Genomic DNA, 18,579 nt, shown 5'->3' on the forward strand with positions numbered 1-18,579 from the left:
CGGCCGCATCGCGCATCGCGCGGGCGGCGTTCAAGATCGTGGACGGCGGTCGCGCGATGGCGGCGATCACGGCGCCGTGCTTCCGGGACGCTTGGGGATCGGCACCAGCCTTTGGGCGGTCGTCCAGGAGAAGCTGCCGCTTTGTCGCATCTGGCTGCCGTTGCCGAGGTTGCCGGCGTTGCATGACAACAGCTTGTCGATGCAATTGGCCGTCCATTTCGCGAGGATGTCGTCGTCCCATGCGCCGAACCAGTCGGCGTGGAAGGTGGAGCCGGCGGGCATGCGATCCATGCCCGGCATCTCGTCGGACGACAAATACCAGCTGTCGGCACGCTCGCGATCGACCGAATACCAGGCACCCATGGTGAAGGCCGGGATGATGTACGGGTGCGTGGCCGGGCATTTCGGGTAACCCCAGCTGCCATAGCTGATGTCGGCGATGTGGTCGCGATGGTTCGGGCTGTCGAGCCGCTTGCCGTCCCAGCACGACGGCGCGCTGATGATCGCGCCCAGCCGCGCGCCGGGCGGACAGCCCTTCGCCGCCTCGGTGATCGTCTGGAAGTGCCCGGAGGTCGCGCCTTCGCCGTTGCAGTCGAAGTGCGTGCCGCCCGTTGCCGGCCGACCCGTCATCACGTCGTGGCCGAAAACCATGCGCAGCCCGCGCGGGAGATCGACGCATGCCTTCGCCGTGCGCTGGCAGATCGGATCGTTGGCCGGCGGACGCTTGTAGTAGATCGACACGAAGTCCGGGCGGACGACGTGGCCCTTGCCGTCGAGCATCGCGGGCATCCAATAGGCGGACCGGTTGAGGATGTTGACGCAGGTGCTTTCGCCGGTGGTCCGCAGACTTTCGTACGTGGACGAGGCGTTCGCGGCGGTGTTGCCGTACCATTGGTGCAGGTGGCTCTTGCCGGGCTGACCGGGAAAGACGATCGGATCGTCGTAGCTGACCTGCCCCGGCTGGCAGATGAAACGGAAAGCGCCGACCACGTCGGGCCGTCCCGAAGGCGCGATCAAGCCGTTTGTTTCCAGCAGCGGGGCGACCCGCGCGTTGGTCGGGATCGAATCGGGCACCGTCAGGACGTCTTTGCTGAGCGCCGGGCGCACAGCGTCGCCGTGCGGACTGCCGACGTTGTGCGAAGGCGCGTCCTTCTTCGCCGTCATTCCCATCTCGTCGGGGCGGCGCAGTTCGTACGCCATCTCGTCGGCGCGCAATTGCGCGGGCGCGGGCGCGGCGAGCGCCAGCAGCGACAGCGCGAATATCAGGCGACGGTACACGGTGGATCTCCAGCAGGCGCGGCCCTCATAGGGCAGGAGCCGCGCGCCGACAAACCGCATGGCAGCCCGGCGTCACCTTTCCGAGACATCACAACGGCTCAGCCATACAGGCCGATCGGGCCGCGTCCGTTGGTGGACCATGTCGACCAGTTCGGGACGACATATGGCAGGTCGCCGTCGGCGACACCGTGCCATTTAAGGATCGCGCCGAGATATTCTTCCTGCGCCATCGTCGGCAGGAAGCGGCCTTCGTTGCTGATGTCGTCGGCGCCGCCCAGCGTCGGATCGGGATAGCGGCCAAACACGCTTTTGGGCGTTACGCCGCCGCCGATCACCAGATGGTTGTTGCCCCACGCATGGTCGCTGCCGAGCTGCGCATTGCCGCGATAGGTGCGCCCGAAGTCGCTCATCGTGAAGGCGGTGACGTTGTCCTGCAGCCCCATCGACTCCATCGCCTTGTAGAAGGCCGCCAGCGCCAGCGCCAGGTCGCCGAGCAGGTTGGCGTGAAGGCCCGCGGCGACGTTGCCGCCGGTCACCTGATTGTCGTGCGTGTCATAGCCGCCCTGCGAGACGAAGAACGACTGGCGTGAGTGCCCGAAGGTGGCACGCGCCTCGATCATCCGTGCAACGCGCTTCAGCTGCATCGCGACGTCCGAGGTGAGCGCCGCCCCGCTTGCGGGATCGACGAAGAATCCCTCGACGCTGCCGGTCGCACCCAGCACCGCGCTGGTCGCCGCGCTCATCGCATAGGCGTCCTTCATCGTCTGCGCGGTGGAGGCGGTGACGTCGTCGAGCCCGGCGCCGCCCGCCAGGCTGTCCACCGCCGCCTCGATGGCGCTGTTGCCGCTCGCGGTGCGCGTGAGCACCCCGCGCGACGGGAGCACCAGCGGCTGCGCCTGCTGGCCGATCAGCGCGACGCTATTGCCCGCGAACGAGATCACCGGCGGTACGCCGCCCGGCGCCCCCATCCGGTCGTGCAGCCGGCCCATGAAGCCGTCGCGGTTGACGCCCTGTGCGCGCAGCCCCTGCCAATGCTCCTGCTCGTCGGAGTGACTCATCAGGTTTGACGGGCGCAGGTCCGGTCGGCTGAGGTAGGTGGCCTTGGTCAACGGGGAGGCAAGCGTGCCGGCGTTCAGGACCAGCGCCATCGCGCCCTTGTCCCAGATCGGTGCGAGCCCGGCCATTGCCTGGTGCAGGCCGAGTCCGCTGCCCGCCAGCGGCGTGATCGCTGCGGGCGGCAGCGCGACCGTCTGGCGCGAACTGACGTACGCGGCATAGGCGGCCGGATCGGTGGGGACGAGCATGTTCCAGCCGTCGTTGCCCCCGAAAAGGAACACGCCGACCATCGCGCGGAAGCCGCTGCCCGGTGCGCCATAGGCGACGCCGCGGCCGAACATGCCGAGCGCGGCGGCCGCGCCGGCGCTCATCGCCATGTGGTGGAAGTGGCGGCGGGAAATCAGGGTCATGGGATCGGGGCCTCAGCGATCGACGAGGAAGTTGGGGCTGGACGCGGCGATGTAGAGCAAAGCCTGCGCGCGGCGGCGCGCCTGCGTCTGGGCGTTGGTGTGCGTGATCGACAGCGCGGCGGCGCGCAGGGCCTGCTTCTGCGCCGCGGTGGCGGAGTTGTTGAGCATCAGCAGGTTCACGACCGCGACCAGCCGGTCGGGATCGGTCCCGATCGCTTCCCAGCCGCCCCACAGCGGGACGGAGTTGGCAGAGCTGCTGGTGTTGTCGAGGTTGTTGTTGAAGTTCCAGTCGCCGCGATTCGGCTCGCCTTTCATCGTCCAGTCGTAGGCAAGGTTCTGGAGCGCGACCGTGCCGCCCGCCGACAGCAGCTTGGATGCCGGGCTGACCAGCCCGCTGCTGCGCGCCAGCGGGTAATCGGGCGGGTAGAAGTTGAAGACAGACGGCGCCTGAAACACCGGCTGCCCCAGCGCGGTGTCGCGCAGTGTCATGCCGGTGCCGTCGGTCTGAAGACCGATCGCGCGCACCAGTGCGGTCATCATCAGCACGGGTTCCTTGACCTTGCCCGCGCCGCCGCTGCGCGGTTCGTCGCCGCGCGCCTCCGGATCGAGCAGGATCGCGCGCACCACCGCCTTCAGGTCGCCGCGCACGCCCTTGCCGTTGTCGACGAACACCGCGCCGATCCGCGTGACGTAAGCGGGCGACGGGTTGGCCTTGACGAGGCTCTGGATCAGCAGCTTGGCGACACGCGGCGCGGTGCTGGCGTTGTTGAACGCGGCGTCCAGCGCGATGCGGACGCTTTCGGCGGGCGCGGCACCCGCGGGCACGGTGGCGCCCAGGAACGACTTGGCCTGCGAATCATAGGCCCAATTGCCGCTGCGTACGACCATCGGCTGCGAGAAATCATTGCCGGTCCAGTCGGTGCGGCCACCACCCTTCGCATAGGTCCAGCCGGTCAGCGCGCGCGACAGCCCCTTGATGTCGTCGGGGCCGTAATTGGGCACGAGCGCACCGTTGCCGGCAAGCACCGGGGTGCCGTCTGCGTTGAGCTGCATCGGTCCCATCGTGAACAATTGCAGCATCTCACGCGCGTAATTCTCGGACGGCGCACTGCGCGCACTGTCGGCCATCGACAGATAGAGCCCCATCGCGCCATGCAGCGTCACCTTGCCGAGCAGGTCGCGGTAGTTGCCGAAGGCGCCGTCGAGCAGCAATTGCTGATAGGTGGCGAGCCCGGCCGTGCTGTTCACGGTGTTTCCGGAGATCACCATGATCTGCGAGAGCGCGAAGGCCACGCGCTGCCGCAACTGGTCCGGCGCGAGCGCGGCATCGGCGTAGAAGCGCGCGGCGACGGGCACGCGCGTGAAATTGTTCTGCCAGCAATTCGCGATCGTGCGATCCGAGCAATAATCGTTCGGCACCCAGTTCGCGAGATCGACGTAGGTGCTGCCACGAACGCGGAACTGCTCGTCGATCCAGCCCGGGATACCGAGCGCTGCGATCCGCGACACCAATTGCGGGGTGGGCCCGAACGACGCCTGCCGGGCGAGCCGCAGGACGTCGACCGGCACCGCCGCCGCCCCGTCGATGGTGGTGACCGGCTGGTCGAATGCGGTCAGTCCGTTGCTCCACGGGGTGCTGCCGCCGTTGGCGGTGAACAGCGCGAGGAATTTCCAGAAGCCATCGACGATCGATGCTGCCAGCTCGCTGACGCGTGCCGCGAGGTAGGTGAGGCCGTTGGTGGGGGCGACCTCCCCGGGTGCGTCGGCGACCGGCGACGAAGACGGCACCGGATCGGTGGCCGCAGGGGTCGGCGCGGGAGCGGGCGTCGGGTCCACGATGACGACGATGGGGGTCGACATCGGGGTGGGAGTCGCCGTCGGGGCAGGCGTTGGAGTAGCCGGCGCGATCGAGATCGGCAGCGGCGTCGATGTAGGCGTGGGTGCCGGCGTCGGCACCGGAGTCGGCACGACGATCACGATACCGCCGTCGGTTGACGTCGGGGTCGGGGTCGGGGTCGGGGTTAGGCCGGGGCCGGCGCTCCCCGGTCCGACCGACGGAGTAGGCGTTGGGGTCGGGGCAGTGACGACCACGACCGGGGTGGTCGCGCCGCTGCTCCCACCGCCGCCCCCGCTGCCGCCGCCGCCGCAACCGGCCAGCGTGAGCGACGCGGTCGCCAGAAGAATATGTGAACGTAGCCGCGAGGTCGACACGATGTTCCGCCCGAATCCGAACTGTCACCACCCAATCGGCGGATGAGGCAACAGCTACGCGTCGGGATTGAAGACGAGGTTAATCGCCCGGCAATGACGAGCCGCCGAAAGCCGATCGAGCTTACGTTGTCGCGGCGAAACGATCCGGCTTGATAGGGTAAGAACGTGGCTTACCCGATCTTAACAACTTCGGGTTACTTCGAAACGCCAGTCCGGAACGATTCAAGGAATGCCGCAACATGGAAGCGACGATCGCTCGGAACACGGTGAATGACGATGCCGCCGCGGCGCTGCGCCGTGGCCTGGGTTTCGCCGCACTGTTCGGCCTGGCCGGCGTGGCTGCGATTGCCTGCACCGCACGCGTTCCGCAACCGGTCGCGGGGATCGCCACCGACCGGCTGCTGGCGCAGGAAGCGCTCTGGAATGCCGAGGTGAGTGATGCGGCCGAGCCGGCGTTTTCGGCCGCGCTGCTCTCACGTCGCGCCGACCCGGCAGTAGCGCGCGCGATCGCGGACGCCCGCCAGCGCCTCGTCGCCGACCGGGCAATGGCGGCGGCGCGGCGAGATGCCGTGCTGCGCCAGCTCGAGGATGCGCGTGCCACCCGCAATCTGGGCGAATCACGCAACGTGGTGGCGATGATGAAGCTGGATGGGGTCTACGCGAAACGTGCCGTCGCGCAGCAGCGTCAGGATGTGGCTGCACTCGCCTCGCTGGATGCGGAGGCGCGCGCGCTGAAGATCAGTGGAGCGGCGATCGTCAATGATATCGCCGCGGCCAACCGCACCTTCACTTCGTTGGAACAGAAGATCGCGGCGGATGTAGCCCGGCAACACGCCCGCGCCGCCCGGCAACTGGCCGATGTCCGCGCCCAGCTCCGCGGCGGCTGACCTGCCGCGAAGCAAACCGGGCGTTAGTAGGAGCCGCGCTGGAGCAGGACGCTGGGCACCGTGTAAGCGATGATCTTGACGTTCATCGCGCACGAGCGTGCACGGCTGTAGGTCACGTCATAGGCGACGCGACGACGATAGGACACGTCGTTGCGGCCACCGACCTGCCACAGGCCGGTGATGCCCGGACGTACCGCGCAATAATGCTCGAAATAACGACCGTAGCGGCTGATTTCACCGACGACGATCGGGCGCGGCCCAACCAGGCTCATGTCGCCACGAACGACGTTCCAGAGCTGCGGCAGCTCGTCGAGGCTGGTCTTGCGCAGGAACTTGCCGATCCCGATCACGCGCGGATCATCGCGCAGCTTGTGATCACGCTCCCACTCGGCGCGCGCCTCGGCACTGGTCTCCAGCAAGTGACGCAGACGGGCGTCCGCGTCGACGACCATGCTGCGGAACTTCAGGCACGGAAAGGATCGTCCACCGCGGCCGATGCGCTGGTGCGCGAAAATCACCGGGCCGGGATCCAGGAAATAGATCACCGCCGCGACGACCGCCATCAGCGGCGCGAGAATGATGAGGGCGATCACGGCGAGCGTGACATCGAGTACGCGGCTAGCGACGTCATCGACGCGCTGCCAGACGGCCGGGTCGGCCACGCCGTTCATTGCGCCGGTCGGTTCCGGCGCGGCCGTTATGGTCGCTTCATGCACGGGTTTGCTCCTGGCCGTTACGCTGCATTGCAACAATAGGACACTTCGTAAGGGATGGAAACAGCCCGAAATTTACATGTCGATCGTTTCACCCCGCGAGTACGGCGGTCCGTCGCGGCGGTGGTTAAATCCTTGTTAACGGGATCGGTTCCGCTCCGCGCGCGTTCTTGCGCGGCCAAATCCGGGTTCTGTCTTTGTTTGGTACACGCGGTCACAAGCCGTGCCGTGCTGAGGAGATCAACCGTTGAAGGGGGGCGAATCGACGCTGCCCAACTCTCCTGCCGCGACTGCGGGGCGGGCGCGCGGGACGAGCCGGTGGCGCAGTAGGCGGACCAGCGGACGCTCGACCAGAAGGTGCATCGCGACGCCGACAATACCGACGATCGCGACTGTGACGCACAGCGCGATCACGTGGAGTAGCCATGCGTCGACATGCAACCTGGCGTACAGCAGCGATATCGCCTTGATGACGAACGGATGGCCGAGGTAGATCGCGTAGCTGGCCTCCCCGAGCAGCAGCGCACCGCGGTGCGCGACGCCCGCGCCGGATCGCTCCAGCGCCAGCGCGCCGGCGACGATCACGACGGCGGGTACGCCCCACTTCAGCAATTGCGGCAGGGTCGGCCAAAAGGCCTCGCTTAGCGGCAGCGCGGCGAACGCAATCACGATCGCGAGGCGAATCGCGGCGCGGTGGCGTGGGCGAGCCGGGACCATCGGCCACCGTCGCCAGCAATAACCGAGCCACAGCCCGGCACCGAATTCGAGCAGCAGCGGGCTGGTCAGCGTGAGGCCGATCGCACTCCGCGGTGCGGTGGCGAGGCCGAGCGCGACGAGCGCGAGGAGCGCGCCACTGACGACCGCAAGCCGCAACGCCGGACGCGCGATCAGCAGCCCGGCGGCGAACAGCGCGTAGAAGAACATCTCGTAATTGAGCGTCCACCCGATGAAGAGGACCGGGTGGACCTCGCCGGCGTCGTCGAAATACGGGATGAAGAGCAACGAGCGAACGTTTCTTCCGGCATCGGGCAGGCCGCCTTCTCCGGCGAGCCGCGGCACCAACGCCAGGATTGCGGCGATCGACAGCGTCAGCAGCCAATAGAGCGGCACGATCCGGATCACACGCTTCAGCAGGAAAGCGCCGGGACGCCCGCCATCATCGCGAGCGGCGACGTACTGGATGATGAAGCCACTGATAACAAAGAATATGTCGACACCGGCCCGTCCGAAATCGAACGAGAAGATCTCACCGATCGGCGTCAGCAACCGGGCATGATACAGAACGACCAGATAAGCGGCGATCGCGCGGAGATACTGCAGGTTGCCGAGCAGCGCTTGCCGATCCGTCGGTCGTACGTTTTCCTGCAATCGCAACAGCTTTCCCGCCCAGCCTCAATACCTGCCTCTAGGATCAAAGCTGGCGGGGCGGCAAGCGCGCAGATGTGATCTCCTGCGGGGATCAGGCCAGGCTGGCGATCACCCCGATAACCGCGGCCCACAGCAGTGCCGAGCCACCGAGGATGACGCCGAGCCGGACCGCACCGGGCAGCCGGCGGATCTCGATCTCGGGGAACGGGGCGATCACCGGTGCGCTGGTGGTCATGTGGATGACGGTGCCGCCGCGGAAGGTCTGCATCACCTCGGCACGGCCCAGTGCCTCCACGAACTCGCAGCCGTATCCGCCGGCAACCTGCCGAACGACGCGCGCGGTGGCGCGGCCACGGCCGGGCAGTCCGATCGTCACTGTGCTGCCGAGCTCCAGCCGCGAGTCGGTGGCGACGCTGAAGCCGGTTTCGGAGAGGTCGCGGACATAGACATCGGTCGCCTGCGCCCGTTCGTCACGCAGCGTGGAGGGTTGATTGATCGACTGCCGCTCAGCGGAGCGGCGATCGTCTGAGTCGCTGGGTAGCAGAATCGCTTGAAGCAGCATCGCCGCGCCTTTCGTTGGTGGTCAGGAGAGTAGCGACCCGGCCCCTACCGGCGAGTTAACGCGCATCCGGTTGAGAGACGGGGGAAACTTCATCGTCGCAACTCGTTCATCGCAGCGACATGTTTGTGTGCCGTTCCGGGACGGATGGCACAGTGATGATGAAACGGAGGGGTCGATGGGGCCGGGTCGTATGGAACCATATTCGCTCAGCGGCGTGCCGCTGGTCCTGGATCGACTGGGGATCGTCGATCCGCTGGCGACCCCGCGCGGCTTCCTTTTCGGCGTCGCGCTGGCGCTGCTTATCTGGACCGCAATCGTCGCCTTCATGATCTGAGCGGCCCGCCCACGACGCGCCGTCATTGCGGGATCGCTACGACATGCGGCTTCGCGATCCAGCTGAAGTCGGCGAAGTTCTTGAGCTGCTTGCCGTTGCCGAGATCGCCGCCGTTGCAGCTCAACAGCTTGTTGATGCAATTGTCGGTCCACATCTTCATGATGCTGTCGTCCCACGCGCCGAACCAGTCGGCGTGGAAGGTGCTGCCCGGACGCATCATCGGCATGCCCGGCATTTCGTCGGACGACAGGTGCCACGTCGGCTTCGTTCCGTCCCAGTTGCCCGAGACGTCAAGGTCGGCGTCGACGGTGTACCAGACGCCCATCGTGAAGCCGGGGATGATATAGGGGTGCGTGGACGGGCACTTGGGATAGCCCCAGTCGCCGTAGCTCATATAGGCGATGTGCGAGCGGTGGTCGGCGCTGTCGAGGTTCTTGCCGTCCCAGCAATTGGGCGCGCTGATGACGGCGCCGAGCTGGTTGCCCACCGGACAGTTCTTCGCCGCCTCGACGAGGTCGGGATAATGGCCCGCCTTCGCGGTCGGACCCTGGCAGTCGTAATAGCCGGCGCCGGTTTTCGGCGTGCCATTGATCATGTCGTAGCCGAACACGAAGCGCAGCCCGCGGGGCAGGTCGACGCACCCCTTGCCGAAGCGCTGGCAGTCGGGATCGGAGGCGGGCATGCGCTTGTAGTAGATGCTGACGAAATCGGGCCGGACGACGCCGCCCTTGCCGTTGAGCATCGCGGGCATCCAATAGGCGCTGCGGTTCAGCGGGCTGTTGCACGTGCTGGCGCCGCTGCTGCGAAGGCTCTGGTAGGTCGACTTGCCATTGGCCTGCGTATTGCCGAAGAACTGGTGCAGGTGCGACTTGCCGGGCTGGCTCGGGAAGACGATCGGGTCGTCGCGCAGCTCGTGGCTGGGATTGCAGATGAAGCGGAATGCACCGACGGTGTCGGGCGCGCCGGACTTGGCGATCTCTCCGCTGCCCCACGAGGGGACCAGCTCGTCGTTGATCTCGAAGTTGCTGGCGATCGGCGCGACGTTTTCCTCGACCGACAGGCTGCCCGGGGTGACGACCGTCTGCACGGGCGTGGGGCTCGGCGCCGGCGCTGCGACGGGCGCGGCCGGCGTGACCGCAACCGGCGCAGCCGCGGTGGCCGCTCCGCCGCCGCCCGCGCCACCGCTGCCACCACCGCAGGAGGCAAGGGCGAGCGCGGCCGCGAGATACGTGAAGGATCGGCCGGTGCGACGCATCCGCGTGCCCGGTGCCGCGCAGCGCAGCAGCGACGTCATGAGAAAGCTCCATGCCCGTGATCGCCGAACCGTGTTCGGCGGGGATGGCTCTTTCTACCTGCGGCTGGTTAGGGCGTGGTGAAGTGGGATGGTTAGGGCGCGGTAAACAATATGCCCGGCGATCAGGCGGGTTCGGTGGCGGGCAGCGTTTCGGGGGGTGGCGCCGCCCGCCGGCGACGTGGGGTCCCCCAAAAGCCCATCTGCTGGGCGATCCCGGCGATCAACCCGACGCACATCGCGTAGAGATACTGCACGGTCGCGTAGACGAAGATCCACTCGTACATCGAATGAAGCGCCGCGATCGTCAGCGTCACCGCCGCGCCGACCAGCAGCTCGCCACGCGGATCATTGCGGAAACGCCATGCGCAGCGCAGCGCGGTGAAGACCGGCAGCACCATGATGATGATGATGGCGATGAACCCGGCATATCCGGTCTCGGCGGCGGTCAGCAGGTAGAGGTTGTGGACGTGTGCGCTGCGGCTGCCGAACACCGGCGCCACGCCGGCCCGCTCCGAATAGCCACGCGTGTTGGCGACGATCACATAATGGTTCGCGCCGACGCCCAGCGGGTAGTCGTTGAGCATCGCCTTCGCGGCCTTCTCGAACGCGGCACGTTCATCATAGCCACCTTCCAGCGGCGCCTTCTCGAAACGTGCGCCGAGCGTGAGCATCGCCAACGGCGCGGCGAGGGCGAGGGCGACCACGCCCAGTGCCGCGACCTTCCGCTTGCGGGCGGTCGAGCGGCGCAGCAGCGACAGTCCGAGCAGAAGGACGACTCCTAACCCCGACAGCCCCAGCGTCGCGCGCGATGCCGCGAGGATGGCGATGATGCCGCCCGCGACCGGGCCGAGCCACATCCACTTGACCTTCTTCGTCGCGAGCAGGACCGCCAGCGAGGGGAAGACAACGAAATGCGTGATCATGCCCAGCAGGTTCTGGTGCCCGAACGTACCGGCCGCCTGCACCACGCCGTGCGCGCGCTCGTTGATCGACACCAGCGCCTGATAGCCGAGGCCGAATACTAGCCCCTTGAGCAGCGCGGTCGGCGCGCGCGGATCGCGGCAGGCGATCGCCACCGCGGTGATGAGCAAGGCGACGCGCGCGAGCTGCCAGGCATAGAAGAACGTCGGCATCGGCGTGTCGGTCTGCGTGGCGCTGAGCAGCACCAATCCGGCGAACAATCCGATCGGCCAGCGCAGGTGCGCGACGCGCGTGCGTGCCGGGGCCGAGGCGATCAGCGCGACCGAGATCGCGTCGACGATCGACAGCTCCAGCCCCTTGTTGAACCCTGGCCACCCCGCCCAGGAGATCGGCGACGCCGTGAGGTGGAGAATGCCCGAGAAGAACGGCGCGAGGCCCAGTGCCACCATGACGCGCGGCAGATGCTGCGGCTTGTTCCGCATCCAGCCGATCGCGGCCGGCAGCAACGCTGCGACGAAGAGGATCGCGATCCACTTCATGCGAGTGCCACCGCCAACAGCGCCGCGACCGCGCCGCCACCGACACCCAGGAGCAGGGCGCGACGTCGGAAGGCGGCCGGGTCGCGCGCGGCGAGTCGTTTGCCTTGGCGCGCCAGCCCCGCGGCTTCGCGCAACCCCGGCCAGCGATCGAAAAAGCGCTGGTCCGCGATGTCGGTGCGCGACGGGCGCTGGTTCGCGATCGGCGGCACCGCGAAATGCGTCGCGATCTCCGGGTGGGCGCGGCGATACCAGACGTAAGCGCCGTCGATGGGAGGATGGTCGTCAAGCGCGAGCAACCCGCGCAGATATGTGGCGAGCGCGGGGACCACATCGGCCCGAAACCCCATGCAATGCGCGCCGATGATGTCGCTGTCGCGCAAATCCTCTGGCCGGGAGGCGTAATGGCCGCCGTAGAATATCTGCCAGTCGGCGGGCAGCGTCGTGTCGCGTGCCGTGGAGGTGAAGTCGACGTCGTCCTCCAGGATCAGCACGCTGCTGCCCTGTGCGGCGGCCTCCTCCAGGATCGCGAGCTGGCTATGATAGACGCCGCGCGCGCCGATCGACGTGAAGGTGCCGGGCTGGTCGAAGCGACAGGCGTCGAAGAAGGCGACGCGCGGATCGCCGCTGGCGCCCAGCCGGCGCAATTCGCCCTCCATCTGCGCACGCCGGTCCGTCCGGTGCTTCAGGTTGATGATGCGGACGGCGTCGAATTGATCGAACAGCATCGCTTTATATCCTGACGAATCGCGCTGCGGCCACGCCTGCCACCCCGCCTTCGGGAATGTGCAGCGCGACCGATGATGGCTTTGGTACAAGGCACGTCATGCCGGTAGTGCTGTCGTCCGATAAGCGATGCGAATCGAGCGGTATCGATCCGATCCCGGCTCTCTAGCATCGCACGCGTTAAATTCGAGAGACCGGGCGGGTCCGATGGGTGAGCCTGCGATAATCGCTTCATCGTGAGTTCCGCGGCGGTCGCTCTGACAGACGTCCGCCGTTATCCGCGACGCGTCAGGCGTCGCAGGTGGCGCAGCAGCGGTCGCTCCAGCCAGGTGAAGGCCGGAACCGACAGCGCCGCGATCAGCGTCGTGATGATGGCGGTCGCCAGCACGATGCCTGCCGCGGAGCCGCGCAGGCAGGCCAGCGGCGCGAGGATCGGCACGTCGACGAGCAGGCCATGTGACGTCGCCGAGGAACGCGAGCGCCGCCGCCCGGTGCGGTAGCCGGCCGGCCGCTCTCATCCCAATCGTGCCCGCTAACGGCAGCAGGCCAGTTGATGCCCCATGCCACTGTACTGAGCACCCGGCCGCGGCCGAACCCCGTGATCATGAACGCGCTGAAGCAGAGGCAGAAATAGACCTCGAACCCCAACGTACAAGCACGGCCGATAATCACTGCGCCATACCCGGCCACAGGGCGATCTCCCGATCACCTCGCCTGACACGATCTGATGCGTGTCGAAAAGCGCCGGCGCGATTGCGGCCACGAAACGCAGGAACTGGGCGACACCACGTTCCGCCCACCTGGCAGCCACCGCGACGGCGGCGCCGGGTAGGTAGGCGGAGCGGGCGGGCATGGATCAGCCGGCGAAGTCGCGGAAGTATTCGATCGTGCGGCCCAGCCCCTCGCGCAGCTGCACCTTGGGTTCCCAGCCGAGCTTCGTGCGGGCGAGCGTGATGTCCGGCTGCCGCTGCAACGGATCGTCCTGCGGCAGCGGGCGGAAATCGAGCGTCGACTTCGAATCGGTCAGCTCGATCACAAGCTCCGCCAGCTCGCGGATCGTGAACTCGTTGGGGTTGCCGATGTTGACCGGGCCGGGGAAGCCGGGTTCGCTGTCCATCAGCTTCAGGAAACCTTCGACCAGATCGTCACGGTAGCAGAAGCTGCGCGTCTGCGAGCCGTCGCCGTACATCGTGATCGGCTCGTTCCGGAGCGCCTGCATGATGAAGTTGCTGACCACGCGCCCGTCTGCCGGGTGCATGCGCGGGCCGTAGGTGTTGAAGATGCGCGCGACCTTCACGTCCAGACCGGTCTGGCGGTGATAGTCGAAGAACAACGTTTCGGCGCAGCGCTTGCCCTCGTCGTAGCAGGAGCGGATGCCGATCGGATTGACGTTGCCCCAATAGTCCTCCTTCTGCGGATGGACGTGCGGATCGCCGTAGACTTCGCTGGTCGAGGCCTGGAAGATCCGGCACTTCAGCCGTTTCGCGAGCCCCAGCATGTTGATCGCGCCGTGAACGCTGGTCTTGGTCGTCTGGACCGGATCGTATTGATAGTGGATCGGCGACGCCGGGCAGGCGAGATTGTAGATCTCGTCGACCTCCACGTAGAGCGGGAAACACACGTCGTGGCGCATGAATTCGAAGCGCGGATTGCCGTGCAGATGGTCGATGTTGCGCTTGGCGCCGGTGAACAGGTTGTCGACGCACACCACTTCGTCGCCGCGCTCCAGCAGCCGGTCGATCAGGTGCGATCCCAGGAACCCTGCGCCCCCGGTGACCAGAACCCGTTTGCGTGATTGATAATTACGCGCCATCCGGCTGAATCCCTTTTCCATCGTTCGTGCGATCGATCACGACGCGTTAGGCGGATCGCTACTAAGGAGGCGTTACGCAACCCGCAAACATTGTTATGGAAACCGCACGATGAAGCGGATCGCGATCCTCGACGGCTGGCGCGCGCTCAGCATCCTCCTGGTGCTCGCCGGGCACCTGCTGCCACTCGGGCCGGGCCGATTTGGCATGAACGGCGCGATCGCGGCGACCGGGATGGCGATCTTCTTCACGCTGTCAGGCTTCCTGATCACGCAGTTCATGCTGCGCCGCCCGGACGTGCGCGCCTTCCTGATCCGGCGACTGTTCCGCATCGTGCCACTGGCGTGGGCGGCGATGCTCGCGCTGGCGCTCGCGACCCGTGCCGACGCGTCGAAGGTTGCGGCCAATTTCCTCTTCTTCGCCAACCTGCCGCCGGCCAGGCTGATGCATGGCGGCGAGCATCTGTGGAGTCTGTGCGTCGAGGTGCAATTCTATCTCGGCATCGCGGTGCTGGTGGGGGTGTGCGGCGCGCGCGGGCTGCGCGTGCTGCCCGGGCTGTGCGTCGCGGTGACGGTGGTGCGCATCCTGCAAGGCGCGGTGCTGAGCATCTACACCTGGCAGCGGGTCGACGAGATCCTGGCGGGCGCGACGCTGGCCCTTCTCTATGCCCGGCACGGTGAACGCGAGCGCGCATGGCCGATCTGGCTACCGTTCGTGCTGCTCGCATTGACGGTGGCGTCGGCGCACGAGGCGACCGGTGCGCTGGGGTATCTGCGCCCGTATTTCGCGGCCGGCGCGGTCGGTACGTCGATCGTCGCGGCGCCGGCGTGGATGCGCTCGCTGTTCGCGTCACGGCCGGCGCGTTACATCGCGGAGATCTCCTACGCGCTCTACGTCTTCCACGGCATGCTGTCGGCGACGTGGCTGGGCAGCGGCGACAAGCTGGTCCGCTATGCCAAGCGTCCGCTGCTGTTCGCGGTGACGTTCGCGGCGGCGCATCTGTCGACCACGCGCTTCGAGCAGCCGATGATCGAGTTGGGCAAGCGGATCGAACGACGCCGCGTGCCGGTGGCGGCGGGCTAGCGCCCGGCGCGCAGCCAGCTGGTCGGGCGCTTGCGCGCGAGCCCAAGATAGAGCGGGATTTTCCAGAGGATGTACAGCGGCAGCCGCGCCGCCGCGGCGCCGGACAGGAATGGCCGCCCGACGCGCGCCCACGCCACCGCCAACGCGACGAGCGAGAGCAGCAGCAGCGTCGCGAGCAGCACCGCCGGCCACGCCGACGCACCCGCCAGCGCCAGCAAGGCGAGCAGCATCAGTCCGGCCGCATCGAGAAGCAGCAGCAGCGTCAGCGGCGGAACCGCGAGGCTGAGCCCCGCCCACAGCCCGCGTAGGTCGCCGGCGCGCAGCGCTGCGCCGATGGCAGGAAGCGCGCGGGTGCGCGAGGTGGCGAGGAAGCCGCCCTCCCAGCGGGTGCGTTGCTTCAGCGTGCCCTCCGCGCTGCTCGCCGCGCTCCACACCGTCGCGTCGGCGGCGAACCCCGGTAACTGGCCGCGGCGTGCAAGCTCAAGCCCGAGCGCCAGATCCTCGACGATGTCGGCGGTCGCGAGCCCGGCGTCGCGGAACACCGGCCATGGGAAGGCCATGCCGGTGCCGGTCAGGTTGACGCGCCCCGCCAATCGCCACAGCCCGCGCTGGCGAATCAGGTTCTTGATGACGAAGGCGAAATTCGAGACCTGCACCATCGGTGCGGCGGCGAGGTCCGGGCTGAGCAGGTTGACCGCCTGCACCGGGCGGGTCGCGGCGGCGCGTGCCATCGCGACCAGCGATTCGCGATCGGTCGCGCCGTCCGCGTCGAGCACCATCACCACCGCGGGCGGCGCGGCGGCGAGATGGTCACGGGCGTGGGCGAGCGCGTAGCCCTTTCCGCGCCGCGTCGGGTCGTTGCGGCGGAGCACGCCGGCGCCTGCGCGTTCGGCGATGTCGGCGGTATCGTCATCGCAATTGTCGGCGACGACCAGCACGCGGTGCGTGGGCGGCAACTCCGGCAGGAGCCGCGTCAGCGTGGCGGCGATGATCGTCGCCTCGTCGTGCGCCGGCATGACGATGACGGTCTCCGGCACGTCGATCGCGCCATCGCGCGCGGTCGGCGTCGCGCGAAGTCCGGCGATCACCTCGATCGCGAACGTCGCGGTCATCAGCACGAGCGGTGCGGCGAGCACCACCGCCACGATCGTCGCGATCACCTCCATTGCCGACACGCCGTGTTCCTCCGCTTTGCTCGCGCCGGCTGTAGGGGGTGCCGCGCACAATCGCCATGCCAGACCGGACTTTACCGGACGTTGACGAAAGCGCCCCCAAGGAGGCGATGTCCCGCGACGGGAGTGTCCGGAGGCCGGTGCGCGGTCGGGTCGGTTGCAGGGGAGGGCAGGGGTGTCTAGAGAGGAAATGCCGGAAGGGGCGCCGGTGCCAGCTCGGATCGTGCCCGCGCGTTGGAATCGAACAAGGTGAACAACGAAGCCCTGGGAACATGGGAAACCGCGGACCGCAAGCCGGCCGGGCGGGGAGGGGTGCCGTTCAAGTGGCCGGCGCTGTCGCCTGCCGTCTGGCTGCTGGTCGTGGGAATCGCCGCGCTGGCGATCCCCACGATGCTGACCATCGCACGCGTCAGCTGGTCGACCGAGCAGGGTGGGCATGGCCCGCTGGTGCTGGCGACGGGCCTGTGGCTGATGTGGCGCGAGGTGCCCGCGGCGCTGCGCCTGCGCGAACGTGGCAATGCGTTGCTGGGCAGTGCGTTCGTCGCCGTTTGCCTGCTGACCTATATGGTCGCGCGCATCACCGGGATCATCGAGATCGAGGGCTTTGCGCTGTATGGTGCGTTGCTGGGTACGGGGTACCTGCTGTTCGGCGGCCCGGTGTTGCGCGAATTGTGGTTCCCGCTGCTGTATCTGGGCTTCATCTTCCCGCCGCCCGACCAGCTGGTGGCGATCATCACCCAGCCGATCAAGATCGCGATCTCCGAGCAGGCGGTGAATCTGCTCCACGCGCTCGGTTATCCGATCGGCAGCTCGGGCGTGTCGATCCAGATCGCGCAATACGACCTGTTGGTGGCGGCGGCCTGCGCGGGGCTGAATTCGATCATCAGCCTGACTGCGATTTGCCTTTTCTACGTCTATGTCCGTCACCGCGCCAATTGGCGATACGCCGCGCTGCTGATGCTGACGATCGTGCCGATCGCGGTGTTCGCCAATTTCATGCGCGTCATCCTGTTGATTCTCATCACCTACTATTTCGGCGATGCCGCGGCGCAGGGCTTCGCGCACGATTTCGCCGGGTTGGTCATGTTCCTGATCTCGGTACTCACGATCTTCGCGCTGGACGGGCTGGCCACGCCGCTGCGTCGCGCTTTGGGGAATGGCGATGACGACTGACCGCCGCGACGACCGTTCCGACAACGTGCTGCTCAACCGCCGGAGTGCGATGCTGGGCGGGGCGTTTCTGGTCACCGCCGGTGTGGCGGCGGCGCGGGTGCCGGGCCGTCACATCGACCTGCTGGGCGACCGCAAGCTCGACAAGCTGATCCCGAGCCGGATCGGGCGCTGGGAATTCTATTCCAAGAGCGGGCTGGTCGTCCCGCCGGCCGATCAGTTGAAGGATGCATTGTACGCACAGCTGTTGACGCGGGTCTATCTGTCGGCCGACGCGCTGCCCATCATGCTGCTGATCGCGCAGAGCGGCGGGCAGACCGGCGTGTTGCAGGTGCACCGGCCGGAATATTGCTACCCCGCGGGCGGCTTCACCTTGTCGGATCGCGCGATCCTGCCGGTGCAGTTGCCGGGCAGCACGCTGGATGCGACCGCCATTTCGGCGCAGGCGGACGACCGGAGCGAGCAGATCCTGTACTGGACGCGCGTGGGCGAGGACATGCCGACCACCTGGGCGCGGCAGCGCTGGTCGGTGGCGCGCGCCAACCTGAAGGGTGACGTGCCGGACGCGGTGCTGGTGCGCGTGTCGACGCTGACCAACGATCGTGCGGCCGGCATGGCGGCCGCATCCGAGTTCGTACGGTCGATGTTCGCGCAGGTGCCAGCGGACGTGCGCCGGATGCTGGACATCGACGCGCGCTGATCCGGCGGCCGTTGCCGCGTCAGGAGCGGCGTGGCAGGTCGATCGGCTTCAATACCAGGATGATGAAGGCGAGGTTGGCGACGATCAACACGCCCGCCAACAGATCGTGGCCGCCGTTGCCGAGATAATTGGCCAGCGCACACATCGCGGCGCCCGCCATATAGGGGATCATCGAATCCTGCCGCTCATCCGACATCGACCGCTGTAGGAACAGCACGACGAGGCCGGCGAAGATGGCCAGAGTGACCCAATCGTAAACCGTTTCCATTCGAGGTTCCCATAGTCCGCAGCGATGCACTACAGGATTTGTTCAGGCGGTGCTAGTAACGGTGCCGGATCGATCGAGG

Annotated in this window: 19 protein-coding genes; 6 read left to right on the plus strand and 13 right to left on the minus strand. The window is 67.3% G+C overall.

What is annotated here, in order from left to right:
- Window positions 1-66 precede the first annotated feature (66 nt).
- The 3 genes from SPHPHY_RS18925 to SPHPHY_RS18935 all read right to left on the minus strand — a co-directional run bounded on the left by SPHPHY_RS18925 (window position 67) and on the right by SPHPHY_RS18935 (window position 4,604).
- A complete protein-coding gene (locus SPHPHY_RS18925; protein ID WP_196802102.1) occupies window positions 67-1,278 on the minus strand; it encodes a DUF1996 domain-containing protein in 1,212 nt (403 codons plus the stop codon).
- A gap of 98 nt (window positions 1,279-1,376) precedes the next feature.
- The gene (locus SPHPHY_RS18930) at window positions 1,377-2,744 is read right to left on the minus strand and encodes a DUF1501 domain-containing protein (protein WP_081645209.1); all 1,368 of its coding nucleotides are present in this window, start codon (window positions 2,742-2,744) and stop codon (window positions 1,377-1,379) included.
- 12 nt (window positions 2,745-2,756) lie between these two features.
- A complete protein-coding gene (locus SPHPHY_RS18935) occupies window positions 2,757-4,604 on the minus strand; it encodes a DUF1800 domain-containing protein (RefSeq protein ID WP_022685061.1) in 1,848 nt (615 codons plus the stop codon).
- Between SPHPHY_RS18935 and SPHPHY_RS21680 the strand changes: the two genes are divergently transcribed.
- Both SPHPHY_RS21680 and SPHPHY_RS0102115 read left to right on the plus strand, forming a co-directional pair.
- Window positions 4,582-5,001 carry a hypothetical protein gene (locus SPHPHY_RS21680; protein ID WP_196802103.1) on the plus strand — a complete coding sequence of 140 codons (420 nt, stop codon included), beginning with the start codon at window positions 4,582-4,584 and terminating at the stop codon, window positions 4,999-5,001. The two genes, SPHPHY_RS18935 and SPHPHY_RS21680, sit on opposite strands and share 23 nt — an antisense overlap.
- A gap of 193 nt (window positions 5,002-5,194) precedes the next feature.
- Window positions 5,195-5,842: a hypothetical protein gene (locus SPHPHY_RS0102115; RefSeq protein WP_022685062.1), complete on the plus strand. Its 648-nt coding sequence runs from the start codon at window positions 5,195-5,197 to the stop codon at window positions 5,840-5,842.
- Between the two features lie 23 nt (window positions 5,843-5,865).
- Here SPHPHY_RS0102115 and SPHPHY_RS0102120 read toward each other — a convergent pair whose 3' ends face one another.
- The 3 genes from SPHPHY_RS0102120 to SPHPHY_RS0102130 all read right to left on the minus strand — a co-directional run bounded on the left by SPHPHY_RS0102120 (window position 5,866) and on the right by SPHPHY_RS0102130 (window position 8,485).
- The gene (locus tag SPHPHY_RS0102120; RefSeq protein WP_022685063.1) at window positions 5,866-6,558 is read right to left on the minus strand and encodes a sugar transferase; all 693 of its coding nucleotides are present in this window, start codon (window positions 6,556-6,558) and stop codon (window positions 5,866-5,868) included.
- A 237-nt stretch (window positions 6,559-6,795) separates the two neighbouring features.
- The gene (locus SPHPHY_RS18940; protein WP_196802104.1) at window positions 6,796-7,929 is read right to left on the minus strand and encodes an acyltransferase family protein; all 1,134 of its coding nucleotides are present in this window, start codon (window positions 7,927-7,929) and stop codon (window positions 6,796-6,798) included.
- An 85-nt stretch (window positions 7,930-8,014) separates the two neighbouring features.
- The gene (locus SPHPHY_RS0102130) at window positions 8,015-8,485 is read right to left on the minus strand and encodes a PilZ domain-containing protein (RefSeq protein ID WP_022685065.1); all 471 of its coding nucleotides are present in this window, start codon (window positions 8,483-8,485) and stop codon (window positions 8,015-8,017) included.
- 175 nt (window positions 8,486-8,660) lie between these two features.
- Between SPHPHY_RS0102130 and SPHPHY_RS21685 the strand changes: the two genes are divergently transcribed.
- Window positions 8,661-8,819: a hypothetical protein gene (locus tag SPHPHY_RS21685; RefSeq protein WP_156024973.1), complete on the plus strand. Its 159-nt coding sequence runs from the start codon at window positions 8,661-8,663 to the stop codon at window positions 8,817-8,819.
- A gap of 22 nt (window positions 8,820-8,841) precedes the next feature.
- On the opposite strand, the gene SPHPHY_RS18945 is transcribed toward SPHPHY_RS21685, so the two are convergent.
- From SPHPHY_RS18945 to SPHPHY_RS0102165, 5 genes are all read right to left on the minus strand, one after another.
- A complete protein-coding gene (locus SPHPHY_RS18945; protein WP_022685067.1) occupies window positions 8,842-10,113 on the minus strand; it encodes a DUF1996 domain-containing protein in 1,272 nt (423 codons plus the stop codon).
- Between the two features lie 122 nt (window positions 10,114-10,235).
- Window positions 10,236-11,573: an O-antigen ligase family protein gene (locus SPHPHY_RS0102145; RefSeq protein ID WP_022685068.1), complete on the minus strand. Its 1,338-nt coding sequence runs from the start codon at window positions 11,571-11,573 to the stop codon at window positions 10,236-10,238.
- Complete coding sequence (locus SPHPHY_RS0102150) at window positions 11,570-12,298, minus strand: hypothetical protein (protein ID WP_156024974.1); 729 nt, start codon at window positions 12,296-12,298, stop codon at window positions 11,570-11,572. The genes SPHPHY_RS0102145 and SPHPHY_RS0102150 overlap by 4 nt, the downstream gene beginning before the upstream one ends.
- Before the next feature lie 272 nt (window positions 12,299-12,570).
- Window positions 12,571-12,735 carry a hypothetical protein gene (locus SPHPHY_RS21690; protein WP_022685070.1) on the minus strand — a complete coding sequence of 55 codons (165 nt, stop codon included), beginning with the start codon at window positions 12,733-12,735 and terminating at the stop codon, window positions 12,571-12,573.
- 417 nt (window positions 12,736-13,152) lie between these two features.
- Window positions 13,153-14,130 (minus strand): UDP-glucuronic acid decarboxylase family protein, encoded by a 978-nt coding sequence (locus SPHPHY_RS0102165; protein WP_022685072.1) that lies wholly within the window; start codon window positions 14,128-14,130, stop codon window positions 13,153-13,155.
- 88 nt (window positions 14,131-14,218) lie between these two features.
- On the opposite strand from SPHPHY_RS0102165, the gene SPHPHY_RS0102170 reads away from it, so the two are divergent.
- Complete coding sequence (locus tag SPHPHY_RS0102170; RefSeq protein ID WP_022685073.1) at window positions 14,219-15,190, plus strand: acyltransferase family protein; 972 nt, start codon at window positions 14,219-14,221, stop codon at window positions 15,188-15,190.
- Here the strand turns inward: SPHPHY_RS0102170 and SPHPHY_RS0102175 are convergent.
- Window positions 15,187-16,356, minus strand: coding sequence for a glycosyltransferase family 2 protein (locus SPHPHY_RS0102175; protein WP_022685074.1), 1,170 nt, complete (start codon window positions 16,354-16,356; stop codon window positions 15,187-15,189). The two genes, SPHPHY_RS0102170 and SPHPHY_RS0102175, sit on opposite strands and share 4 nt — an antisense overlap.
- A 255-nt stretch (window positions 16,357-16,611) precedes the next feature.
- Here SPHPHY_RS0102175 and xrtV point away from each other — a divergent pair, with 255 nt between their 5' ends.
- Window positions 16,612-17,535, plus strand: coding sequence for an exosortase V (gene xrtV / locus SPHPHY_RS0102180; RefSeq protein ID WP_231370321.1), 924 nt, complete (start codon window positions 16,612-16,614; stop codon window positions 17,533-17,535).
- A complete protein-coding gene (gene epsI / locus SPHPHY_RS0102185) occupies window positions 17,525-18,232 on the plus strand; it encodes an exosortase-associated protein EpsI, V-type (RefSeq protein ID WP_022685076.1) in 708 nt (235 codons plus the stop codon). The genes xrtV and epsI overlap by 11 nt, the downstream gene beginning before the upstream one ends.
- Window positions 18,233-18,251: 19 nt before the next feature.
- Here the strand turns inward: epsI and SPHPHY_RS0102190 are convergent, their stop codons facing one another.
- A complete protein-coding gene (locus SPHPHY_RS0102190; RefSeq protein WP_022685077.1) occupies window positions 18,252-18,500 on the minus strand; it encodes an XrtV sorting system accessory protein in 249 nt (82 codons plus the stop codon).
- Between the last annotated feature and the right edge of the window lie 79 nt (window positions 18,501-18,579).

It is taken from the genome of Sphingomonas phyllosphaerae 5.2 (assembly GCF_000419605.1).
GTDB classification, from domain to species: Bacteria; Pseudomonadota; Alphaproteobacteria; order Sphingomonadales; family Sphingomonadaceae; genus Sphingomonas; species Sphingomonas phyllosphaerae_B.

What these genes read in the sequence shown, in the direction of transcription:
- SPHPHY_RS0102190 (WP_022685077.1), bottom strand. Translation starts at nt 18,500, where the DNA reads ATGGAAACGGTTTACGATTGGGTCACTCTGGCCATCTTCGCCGGCCTC.
- SPHPHY_RS18930 (WP_081645209.1), bottom strand. Translation starts at nt 2,744, where the DNA reads ATGACCCTGATTTCCCGCCGCCACTTCCACCACATGGCGATGAGCGCC.
- SPHPHY_RS21685 (WP_156024973.1), top strand. Translation starts at nt 8,661, where the DNA reads ATGGGGCCGGGTCGTATGGAACCATATTCGCTCAGCGGCGTGCCGCTG.
- SPHPHY_RS0102170 (WP_022685073.1), top strand. Translation starts at nt 14,219, where the DNA reads ATGAAGCGGATCGCGATCCTCGACGGCTGGCGCGCGCTCAGCATCCTC.
- SPHPHY_RS21680 (WP_196802103.1), top strand. Translation starts at nt 4,582, where the DNA reads ATGACGACGATGGGGGTCGACATCGGGGTGGGAGTCGCCGTCGGGGCA.
- SPHPHY_RS0102145 (WP_022685068.1), bottom strand. Translation starts at nt 11,573, where the DNA reads ATGAAGTGGATCGCGATCCTCTTCGTCGCAGCGTTGCTGCCGGCCGCG.
- SPHPHY_RS18935 (WP_022685061.1), bottom strand. Translation starts at nt 4,604, where the DNA reads ATGTCGACCCCCATCGTCGTCATCGTGGACCCGACGCCCGCTCCCGCG.
- SPHPHY_RS0102165 (WP_022685072.1), bottom strand. Translation starts at nt 14,130, where the DNA reads ATGGAAAAGGGATTCAGCCGGATGGCGCGTAATTATCAATCACGCAAA.
- SPHPHY_RS0102150 (WP_156024974.1), bottom strand. Translation starts at nt 12,298, where the DNA reads ATGCTGTTCGATCAATTCGACGCCGTCCGCATCATCAACCTGAAGCAC.
- SPHPHY_RS18945 (WP_022685067.1), bottom strand. Translation starts at nt 10,113, where the DNA reads ATGACGTCGCTGCTGCGCTGCGCGGCACCGGGCACGCGGATGCGTCGC.
- SPHPHY_RS0102175 (WP_022685074.1), bottom strand. Translation starts at nt 16,356, where the DNA reads ATGGAGGTGATCGCGACGATCGTGGCGGTGGTGCTCGCCGCACCGCTC.
- SPHPHY_RS0102130 (WP_022685065.1), bottom strand. Translation starts at nt 8,485, where the DNA reads ATGCTGCTTCAAGCGATTCTGCTACCCAGCGACTCAGACGATCGCCGC.
- epsI (WP_022685076.1), top strand. Translation starts at nt 17,525, where the DNA reads ATGACGACTGACCGCCGCGACGACCGTTCCGACAACGTGCTGCTCAAC.
- SPHPHY_RS0102115 (WP_022685062.1), top strand. Translation starts at nt 5,195, where the DNA reads ATGGAAGCGACGATCGCTCGGAACACGGTGAATGACGATGCCGCCGCG.